This window comes from uncultured Campylobacter sp. (assembly GCF_937996225.1).
In the GTDB taxonomy this organism is placed as follows: Bacteria; Campylobacterota; Campylobacteria; order Campylobacterales; family Campylobacteraceae; genus Campylobacter_B.
In genome coordinates this window covers 26,162-35,579 of sequence record NZ_CALKTC010000029.1, presented here as the reverse complement: position 1 = coordinate 35,579, position 9,418 = coordinate 26,162, and the positions used below count along the sequence as shown (strand labels likewise).

The 9,418-nt window shown below is 50.7% G+C and carries 8 protein-coding genes and 1 pseudogene; 8 read left to right on the top strand and 1 reads right to left on the bottom strand.

Translation table 11 applies throughout. The features are described 5' to 3' along the window. The 8 genes and pseudogenes from Q0174_RS03775 to Q0174_RS03740 form a co-directional block, all read left to right on the top strand. Positions 1 to 284 (top strand): annotated as a pseudogene (locus tag Q0174_RS03775) (histidinol-phosphate transaminase); the annotation flags it as partial. Continuing rightward, entirely contained in the window at positions 285 to 2,117 is a 1,833-nt protein-coding gene (gene dxs, locus Q0174_RS03770; protein WP_298041751.1) for a 1-deoxy-D-xylulose-5-phosphate synthase, read from the top strand. It begins immediately after the preceding pseudogene. A gap of 65 nt (positions 2,118 to 2,182) precedes the next feature. Beyond that, the gene (locus tag Q0174_RS03765; protein ID WP_005869540.1) at positions 2,183 to 2,593 is read left to right on the top strand and encodes a Fur family transcriptional regulator; all 411 of its coding nucleotides are present in this window, start codon (positions 2,183 to 2,185) and stop codon (positions 2,591 to 2,593) included. Positions 2,594 to 2,641: 48 nt separating this feature from the next. Continuing rightward, a complete protein-coding gene (locus Q0174_RS03760; protein ID WP_298041750.1) occupies positions 2,642 to 4,060 on the top strand; it encodes a CHAD domain-containing protein in 1,419 nt (472 codons plus the stop codon). A 9-nt stretch (positions 4,061 to 4,069) separates the two neighbouring features. Further along, the gene (gene ubiE / locus Q0174_RS03755) at positions 4,070 to 4,798 is read left to right on the top strand and encodes a bifunctional demethylmenaquinone methyltransferase/2-methoxy-6-polyprenyl-1,4-benzoquinol methylase UbiE (protein WP_298041749.1); all 729 of its coding nucleotides are present in this window, start codon (positions 4,070 to 4,072) and stop codon (positions 4,796 to 4,798) included. Beyond that, positions 4,791 to 5,957: an exodeoxyribonuclease VII large subunit gene (xseA, locus tag Q0174_RS03750; RefSeq protein WP_298041748.1), complete on the top strand. Its 1,167-nt coding sequence runs from the start codon at positions 4,791 to 4,793 to the stop codon at positions 5,955 to 5,957. Before ubiE ends, xseA begins: the two co-directional genes overlap by 8 nt. Before the next feature lie 10 nt (positions 5,958 to 5,967). After that, positions 5,968 to 7,044: a 3-phosphoserine/phosphohydroxythreonine transaminase gene (gene serC, locus Q0174_RS03745; protein WP_298041747.1), complete on the top strand. Its 1,077-nt coding sequence runs from the start codon at positions 5,968 to 5,970 to the stop codon at positions 7,042 to 7,044. 412 nt (positions 7,045 to 7,456) lie between these two features. Next, positions 7,457 to 7,696, top strand: a complete 240-nt coding sequence (locus Q0174_RS03740) for a DUF333 domain-containing protein (protein ID WP_177388543.1) — start codon at positions 7,457 to 7,459, stop codon at positions 7,694 to 7,696. Between the two features lie 447 nt (positions 7,697 to 8,143). Here Q0174_RS03740 and Q0174_RS03735 read toward each other — a convergent pair whose 3' ends face one another. Further along, entirely contained in the window at positions 8,144 to 8,830 is a 687-nt protein-coding gene (locus Q0174_RS03735; protein WP_298041746.1) for a hypothetical protein, read from the bottom strand. Positions 8,831 to 9,418: the final 588 nt, after the last annotated feature.

Sequence of the window (9,418 nt, the reverse complement as noted above, 5' to 3'; positions counted from 1 at the left end):
AAGATGAGGCTTTCGTGCAAAAGAGCCTGAAAAACAACGCCGCGCAGATGAGCCGCTTCGAGGATTTTGCGCGCGAGCGAAATTTAGAATTTATCCCTAGCTATGCAAATTTCATCACGTTTAAACTTAGAGTGCCAATAGATAGCAGCGAGCTTTGCGAGCAGCTTCTGCGCCGCGGCATCATCATTAGAAATTTAAAAAGCTACGGGCTAAACGCCGTGCGCATCACCATCGGCACGCCTGAGCAAACGATCGCGTCTTGGGCGCTCTGGGAGAAATTTTAAGTGGATATTAAAAATAAAAGCCTAGAGGAGCTACGGGAGCTTTGCACGCAGATCAGAGCGCGCATAATCGAAGTCGTGAGCAAAAACGGCGGCCATCTAAGCTCAAATATGGGCGCGGTTGAGCTCATCGTGGCGATGCACTACGTATTTGACGCCGCGAGCGATCCGTTTATCTTCGACGTAAGCCACCAAAGCTACGCGCACAAGCTCCTAACGGATCGCTGGGAGGAGTTCGGCTCGCTTAGGCAGTTCGGCGGTATCAGCGGCTACACGAAGCCTAGCGAGAGTAAATTTGACTACTTCGTCGCAGGACACGCCTCGACGTCGATCTCTTTGGCCGTGGGCGCGGCAAAAGCGATCAGTCTAAAGCACGAAGATCGCGTGCCGGTCGTACTCATCGGCGACGGATCTATGAGCGGCGGCATGACCTATGAGGCGATGAACGAGCTAGGAGATCTGCGCTTGCCCTGCATCATCATCCTAAACGACAACAAAATGAGTATCAGCAAGCCCATCGGCGCCTTTAGCAAATACCTAAGCCAAGCGATGGCGGGCGAGACCTATCAAAAATTTAAATCCCACGTAAGAGAGCTGCTCTCGCACGCCCCGCAAAGCGCGACATACATGGCAAAGCGCTTTGAAAATTCCTTAAAGCTCATTATCCCTGGGATGTATTTTGAGGAGCTTGGGCTTGATTACATCGGTCCCGTGGACGGGCATAATCTAGAGGATCTAATATCGGCGCTAAAGACGGCAAAAAGCGCGCGTAAGCCCGTCGTCGTACATGCTCAAACGATCAAAGGCAAGGGTTACGACAAGGCCGAGGGCTATTTGGAGAGCTGGCACGGCGTAGGACCTTTCGATATTCAAAGCGGAGAATTTAAGAAAAAATCCGCCGCCAAAAGTGCCACGCAAATTTACGCCGAGGCGCTTTTAAATTTAGCCGCCAAGCATGAAAACGTCGTGGGTGTGACCGCCGCGATGCCAAGCGGCACCGGCATGGATAAGCTGATCGAGAAATTTCCCCACCGCTTCTGGGACGTCGCGATCGCGGAGCCTCACGCGCTAAGCTCGATGGCTGCGATGGCGCGCGAGGGTTTTAAGCCGTACGTTACGATATATTCAACCTTCATGCAGCGCGCGTTTGATCAGATCATCCATGACGCGGCGATTATGAACTTAAGCTTAGTCCTTGCGATGGACCGCGCGGGCATCGTGGGCGAGGACGGCGAGACGCATGAGGGGGTCTTTGACGTGAGCTTCTTAAACGCGATCCCGAACGTTAGCATGTGCGCGCCGCGGGACGAGGCGAGCTTTAAACGGATCATCGAGTACTCCTACGCGCACGAGGGGGTTTTGGCGATCCGCTATCCGCGCGGAAGCTTTATCTTGGGCTGCGACGAGACCGGCGCATCTGCGGTAGAGCTTGCCAAATCGGTGTTTTTAAAGCGCAGCGATAGCGCGCGCGTAGCTCTCATCGGCTACGGAAACGGCGCAGGCAGGGCGTATAAAACGGCTGCGGCGCTGAAGGGGCAGATCGAGGCGGACGTCGTGGATCTAGTCTTTGCAAAGCCTTTGGACGACGAGTTTTTGCGAAGCTTAGCTCGCAAGGATAAAATTTGGTACGTCTTTAGCGACAATGCTAAAAAGGGCGGCGTCGGTGAAATTTTAAGCGCATTTTTGCAAGAAAATGAAATTTCGGACGTAAAGATCGTGAGCTTCGAATTTGCTGATATCTTTTTACCGCACGGCAAGACCGCCGACGTGGAGTGTAGCTTGGGCTTAGATATCCAAACTCTAACCGAGCGAATATTAAGTGATAAAAAGTATTAGTTAATATCAACTTTGTTTAAAGTAAAATTTGATAATATCTTTTTAAAATTTTTTGAAGGACAAAAATGAGCCACGTAGAACTACTCAAAACTTGCGGTTTGAAAGCAACTCCTCAAAGATTGTGCATCCTAAAGGTGCTCGATCGCCACGAACATCCAAGTATAGATGACCTATACGAGGGGATCAAGGAGGACTATCCATCTATTTCGCTAGCGACGGTTTATAAAAATTTAAACACCCTGCTCGACGAGGGCGTCGTAGTCGAGGTCAATGCGCCGAATAAAAAGAGCCGCTACGACATTTATCAGATGCCGCACATCCACGTCGTATGCGAAAAATGCGGCAACGTCACGGATCTTTTCATGGATGATGCCTTTAATAAGGACGTTTTGAAAAACATCGAGCGCAAAGCTGGCAATTTCATCCGCAAGCTAAATATCACCGCTACGGTCGAAGACTGCGAAAAGTGTAGATAGTTTAAAGAATTTTCTGCTATTATTACCCACTTTATTTTTGGAGCGGGTATGCAAACTAAGCGTAAATTTTTATTGAGCGACGATTCGATTCTGCGGACGCTAGAGCGTGCGGGGCTGAAATGTCGCAAGGTAAAGATCGCTTGGTTTTATACTTCGTTCTATCCCGAAATTTATTATATCCGCCAAAACGACGAATGCTCTTTGCACCACAAAAAAGAGGATCTCGACAGACAAACTCTAAATTTTAAAATTTCAAAAGATGATTTCAAAGAGGCTTTAAAAAGCAGGATCGCCCGCGTCGTGCAAAAGAACCGCTACGGCTTTGCCAGCGACGAAGCGGAATTTTGGCTAGAGCTTTACGGCGGCGAGCTAAGCACGCTCGTGATTTTACGAGCGAAATTTCAAAGCGAGGCGGCAAGCGCAAATTTTGATTTTGTAAAAACCTTCGGCAGCACCGATTTTTGCGAGATCACCGACGATTACCGCTACAAAAGCCGCTATCTGGCGCGCTACGGTATCCCGCCGCGCTCGCTTGATTTCGCGCATGCTCGCAACGTTTTTGAAAAATTTAGCCGAGTTAAATTTATCGCTCCGCCCTATGCGGACAGCGTTAAGCTCGCGCGCTTGGCGCTTGAGCTGGCGTGGACGAGAGCGTGCGCCGCAAAAAGCGAGTATCAAAAAAACCTCTCCCCCGAAGCTCTTCACGAGCTGCGCGTGCAGATCCGCAAATTTAGAGCCGTTTTGAAGCTATCCGCGCCGCTTTTCGAAGCGGAAAAAAAGGATGAAATTTTAAAACTTCTCGCAGATTTCATGAGCCGCACCAATCAGCTGCGAGATCTTCACGTTTTTGCGGAGTTTTTAAAAGCCGACGACGCGCCTGCGAGCTTTTTGCAGCAGCTAAATCTTATCGCAAAGCGCTCGGAGGATAAAATTTTAAAATTTCTTTCTAGCGCTGAATTTGCAGATTTAAACGGCGCTATTAGTGGCTTTTTAAGCGGCGCGGATGGCATCTACGCGCGCAGCGAATATGAAAAAATTTCAAAAAAGTTCGCCTCCGCTCGCCTTTGTAAGCTGATTAAAAGCTTGCGCGCGGAGCTAAAAAATTTAAAGCAAGGCTCGTCTCTGCAGGCATTTCACGACGTGCGCATAGGGCTAAAGAGGCTGCGATACGCGCTTGAAATTTTTGCAAGAAGCTTTGATGAAGGCTGCGTCAGGGAGCTGTTTAAACGCACCAAGGCCGCCTGCGAGGATTTCGGCGCGCTGCAAGATATCAGCGTATGGCAAAATTTCATCGCGATCTATCAAAAAGCAAGCGATAAAAGTGGCGTCGCGTTTGCGTATCTGCTGGCTCTGGACGCCCGCCTAAACGACCGCCGCGCCGAGCTGGAGGAAAAAATTTTAAATGAAAAAGAGCCTCTTTTGCGCGCTCTGAAAAGATCGCTGCGTAAAATCAAAGCATACGAATAAGGAAAACCCGTGCAAAAACAGGAAAAAATCATAAAGATGTTCGACGAAATCGCGCCTACCTATGATCTAGCAAACCGCGCCATCAGCTTCGGCGTGGACGTTTCGTGGCGCAAAAAAGCGGTCGAACTGACGCTTGAGAAGCTTAAAGGAAGGCTCGTGAGTATCGCCGACGTCGCGTGCGGCACGGGCGATATGATAAACTCGTGGCGCGATGGCGCAGCGCAGCATGGCGTGCAGATCGAGCGGATCGTGGGGATCGATCCGAGCGAAGGGATGCTTGAGGTAGCTAGGCAAAAATTTCCTAGCTGCGAGTTTATCAAAGCGACCGCGGGCGCCACGACGCTGGATGGCGCGAGCGTGGATATTTTAAGCATCAGCTACGGCATAAGAAACGTCGTGGAGCTGGATGTGGCGCTTGCGGAGTTTAATCGGATCATCAAACCGGGCGGCTCGCTCGTGGTTTTGGAATTTACCAAAGCCGCAAGCGGCGGGCTCGCGTTTAAAATCAGAGATTTTTACGTAAGTAAAATTTTACCCAAAATCGGCGCCTTCATCTCAAAAAACAAAGAAGCCTACGAATATCTGCCAAGCTCCATCGGCAGCTTCCTAGACGCCGCGAGCTTTAGCGAAAAGCTCAAAGACGCGGGCTTTGAGCTGCGCGTGCAAAAGGGCTTCAGCTTCGACGTCAGCACGCTTTTCATAGCGGAGAAAATCGCGCGGAAGAGCGACGATGCTTAGCGTAAGCGAGCTAAACGCCCAAGCCAAGACGCTTTTGGAAACGAGCTTTAGCTTCGTCGAGGTCGAGGGCGAAATATCTAAGTTTAGAATTCAAAGCACGAGCGGGCACTGGTATTTCACGATCAAAGACGCGAGCGCGGCGATCGATTGCGCGATGTTTAAATTTAACGCCGCGCGGATAAATTTTATCCCCGCCGTGGGCGATAAGCTCATCGTAAGCGGCAAAGTCTCGCTATACGCCCCCACGGGCGCGTATCAGATCCAGGTATCAAACATACGCAAAAGCGGCGAAGGCGAGCTAGAAGCGGCGTTTGCCGCGCTAAAAGATAAGCTTAGCAAAGAGGGGCTTTTTGATGCCGCACATAAAAAACAGCTTCCGAAATTTGCCCAAAGCATCGCGATCATCACGAGCGCGGGTTCCGCGGCGCAGGCGGATATGCTTCGCACGGCGCAGAACCGCTTCGCGCTTTGCAAGATCGATCTGTATAACGCACTAGTGCAAGGCGAGAGCGCGCCCGCTTCGATCATAAGCGCTCTGCACGCAGCCGATGAGAAGGGCTACGATGCGATCGTAATCGCTCGCGGCGGCGGCTCGCGCGAGGATCTGTGGTGCTTCAACGACGAGGCCTTAGCGCGCGCGATCTACGCAGCCAAAACGCCCGTCATCTCGGCGGTAGGGCACGAGATCGATTTTAGCATCAGCGATTTCGTAGCCGATCACCGAAGCCTCACGCCCACCGCCGCGATGATCGATCTGCTGCCCGATATTTGCGCGATCTTTCAGAGCCTAGACGGCATAAGCGACGCGTTTGATAGGCTGATAAAAGATAAAATTTCATCCGCACAAAACGTGCTGAGCCTCGCAGCTTTACAGCTTAAATCAAAATCGGTCGAGCCAAAAATTTCAGGCTCGCTCGCGGGGCTTTTAAATTTCGAGCTTAAATTTAAAAATTTCATCAGCTCCAAGCTAAGCGCCGCAGAGCATACGCTAAGCGCCAAAGACGATCTTTTGGCGCAAAAGGCGAAATTTTTTGAGATCACAAAGGACCTCGTTCAAATACAAAAGGGCGGCAAAACGGTGGCCCTAGGTGAGCTTGCCGCGGACGACGAGTTCGTCCTTTGCTCGCAGCAGCTCAGCAAAAATGCAAAAATTATCTAAAGGAGGCAAAATGGATAGAGTAATAAATTTTAGCGCAGGACCTAGCACCATCCCGCTGGGCGTGCTAAAGCAAGCGCAAGAGGAGCTGCTAAACTACGCAGGGCTCGGATTTTCGATAATGGAGATCTCGCACCGCACCAAAATTTTCGAGGAGGTTTTGCATAGCGCGATGAGCCGCGTGTGCGATCTCTACGGCTTTTCGGATGATTTTACGATTTTATTTTTGCAAGGCGGCGCGAGCCTGCAATTCGCGCAGGTACCGATGAACCTATACGCGGGCGGCGTCGCAGAATACGCCAACACGGGCAACTGGACGAGCAAGGCGATCAAGGAAGCGGGCGTACTTGGGATAAACTACCGCGTGGTCGCAAGCAGCGAGGAGAGCAAATTCGACCGCATCCCCGAGGTTAGATTTTCTGACGACGCCGACTACGGCTACATCTGCTCGAACAACACGATCTACGGCACGCAGTATCCGCAGCTACCGCAGTGCGGCTGCCCGCTCGTGGTCGATAGCTCGAGCGATCTGTTTTCGCGCCCCGTGGATCTTAGCAGCGTAGGGATGTTTTACGGAGGCATTCAGAAAAACGGCGGCCCCGCGGGCGTTACGATGGTGGCGATCCGAAAGGATCTGCTGGGCCAGGCAAACCCAAAAACGCCGATGATCCTGCGCTACAAGACGCAGGCGGATGCGGACTCGATGAGCAACACCCCGAATACTTTCGGAATTTACATGCTAAATTTAATGCTCGGCTGGATCAAGGACGAGATCGGCGGGCTTGCGGCGATGCACGAGCGCAACAAGCGCAAAGCGGCGCTACTCTACGGCGCGATCGATGCTAGCGGCGGCTTCTACCGCGGCCACGCGCAAAAAACTAGCCGCAGCCTGATGAACGTGAGCTTTAATATCGCAGATGCCGCGCTTGAGTCCGTTTTCGTCGCGCAGGCGGAGGCGGAGGGGATGATCGGGCTTAAAGGGCACCGCGTTTTAGGCGGCATCCGCGCCTCGATCTACAACGCGATAAACTACGAAGATGTTGAAAAACTAGTCTGCTTTATGAGCGAGTTTGCGCGCAAAAACGGCTAGCGGCGCTTAAATTTAGGAGGTTTGAGCACGGCTCGCGCTTATAGACGAGATTGTTTAAGATCCGCGCTTGCCTTTGCCGCTGAGCTGGTATTTGTGATAACTCTCGCTTTTATAGCCGGTATTTTACGGCAGAAATAGCTTTGATGCGGCTTGGATTTTGCCGCTAGAATTTTATTGAAGACAAAATTTTATGATGTTAAAATTTTGCATTGGATGAAGTCTGATGGCTTTGATTTTGCAGCGGCGAGCGGACTTGGCGCTGCTGGGATTTATAGGTAGGATTTAACATTTAAAACGCTATTATCGGTGTTCGAGGAGGGCAGTTTATTTATGTAGGCGCAGGTTTAGCGTATCTAGCGTCTAAATTTAAGCTTAACCCTAAAAACGGGCAAAATTAAACGAAAGGATTTAAATGAGTTTTAAGAGATTTTTTGCAGTAGCGCTTGCGGTGGGCGCTTTCGCTTCGGTGAGCGCAGAGGCTAGCGCTGCTGGGGATTTTTGTATCAAAAACGGCGGCGAGCTGATTGTCCGCAAAGATGGCAACGGCGTGGATTACACCGTTTGTAAGTTGCCCGACGGCACGATGATCGACGCTGAAGAATTTTATAAAACGGGCGGCGATTTGAGCAAATTTAAGAGCGTAAATCGATAGAATTTTATTGCTTGCGAGATTTTCGGCAGCGAAATTCCATAAAATTCTGCGTCAAAATTCCTCTTTAAAATTTAGATAAATTCTAACTAGCAAGCGTTGGCGAGAGTGAATTCTCGAGTGCCACAAACGAAGTGATGGAGCAGAGTGATGGAAAAAATTTAATTATCCAAACATCAACGATGTGTGGAGATTTTGCTCCAGTAAGGCGCTGAAAGCGGCGGCTACGCAAGACAGAAATATTTTAAGCGATTTGACGCGACGTAGACAACCTGCTAGATTGCTCGATTACGACGCAGGTTTTTTTTGGGATATGCTATAAGCATTTGTGCCCATACTTGCCGAACTTAAATTTTAGCCGTTCGTGGGCGTCGCTCGCTTCCTTTTTTTTGAAAGACTCAAATTTTAGCTCTTCGTGAGCGCCCATTCGTTTCCTTTACCTGCGTAAATTTAGCGCGTAAAAACCACGACCTCGCCGCGCTCAAACGCGATCTGTCGCCCCGCCAGATACAGCTCGAAGTAGGGCTTTAAAAAGTCCTCCTGCGGTCTTTGCGCGTAGTTTGGATATTGCAAGTATGCAGGTAGCAGGTAGTCGCAGTCGATCGAATAATACGCCTCGCCGAGCACCCATAGCTTCATATCAAGCTTGGGCGCGTCTATCATCCACTCCGTGATCGCCTCATAGACGGCGTCCGCAAGCCCATCTTCGTAATGCGCGAGATCAAAGCTCTCCTGCACGCGCGCGGATTTTGTTTCGCCAAGCATCTTTAAAAGCTCGTCATCGCCGAGAAATTCTGCGAAAATTTTTAAATTTCGAACGTGCGCTAAAGCTAGGCTCTTAAGCGCTTCGCCACCAAATTTCGGATCCTGCGGCGGGCAAAAATATCCGGGCGCCACGCCTTGATCAAACGCCTCTCGCGTCCGCTGCGCCGTGACTGCGTAGATCGGCATTATGCGCGCTTGCAGCTCGGTGCCGTTTTGCAGCGGCGCAAACACCGCCTCGACGCCGACGCCGTCAGGCATAAAGCACTGAAAAAGCCCGTAAAGCTTATCCTGCAGATCGATCTCTTTGCAATCCAAATTTAGATCCAGCCTCGCAGCCTCGTTAATGCGACTAGCGTATTCGAAATTCGTCATCTTCGCCCTTTTAAATTTTGATCGTCAAAGCGTTTGGGTGAAATTTTACCTAAATTTTACGCATTTGCCGAATTAAAATTTACGCGCAATGAGACTTTTGTAGAATTTAAAATTTAGCGGTTCGGTTTGGGTTCAGTACTGCGACAAAGCGGCAGGGCGACGAGCGGCGACGGGTTGTCGTGCGGGCGGTTAGTAGCGGTGGATGGGTATCGCGCGGCGGGAGAGCGGCGCCCGACGGCGGCGCCTACGGCACGTGACGACAGGGGTAGCCGATGATCGCGACCGCAGCGCTCACAGGCCGCTTGCTCGCAGAAACAGGTTTTTCACGCTCAGGCCGTCGCAAGGCTACGGGCCGTGTATTGGATGACCGCACGACCACGGTACTCGCAGCTCGGTCGCTTACAAAAGCGGGCTTCGCGTTCAGAGCGCGCATTGCGGCGCAAGGTCGGCGGCATTGTTTGATCCGTTGCGCGCGAAATGAAATTTTATCGTTTAAATTCTAGAGCAAGACCTGCTTCTGCGGCGGTAAATTTGCTTATAGGAATAAAATTTATCGTCCAAATTTAGCAAAAGATAAAATTTCAAATT

Excerpts from the sequence above, each read along its gene's own strand:
- Q0174_RS03765 (WP_005869540.1), top strand. The coding sequence starts at position 2,183 with ATGAGCCACGTAGAACTACTCAAAACTTGCGGTTTGAAAGCAACTCCT.
- Q0174_RS03760 (WP_298041750.1), top strand. The coding sequence starts at position 2,642 with ATGCAAACTAAGCGTAAATTTTTATTGAGCGACGATTCGATTCTGCGG.
- xseA (WP_298041748.1), top strand. The coding sequence starts at position 4,791 with ATGCTTAGCGTAAGCGAGCTAAACGCCCAAGCCAAGACGCTTTTGGAA.
- serC (WP_298041747.1), top strand. The coding sequence starts at position 5,968 with ATGGATAGAGTAATAAATTTTAGCGCAGGACCTAGCACCATCCCGCTG.
- Q0174_RS03740 (WP_177388543.1), top strand. The coding sequence starts at position 7,457 with ATGAGTTTTAAGAGATTTTTTGCAGTAGCGCTTGCGGTGGGCGCTTTC.
- Q0174_RS03735 (WP_298041746.1), bottom strand. The coding sequence starts at position 8,830 with ATGACGAATTTCGAATACGCTAGTCGCATTAACGAGGCTGCGAGGCTG.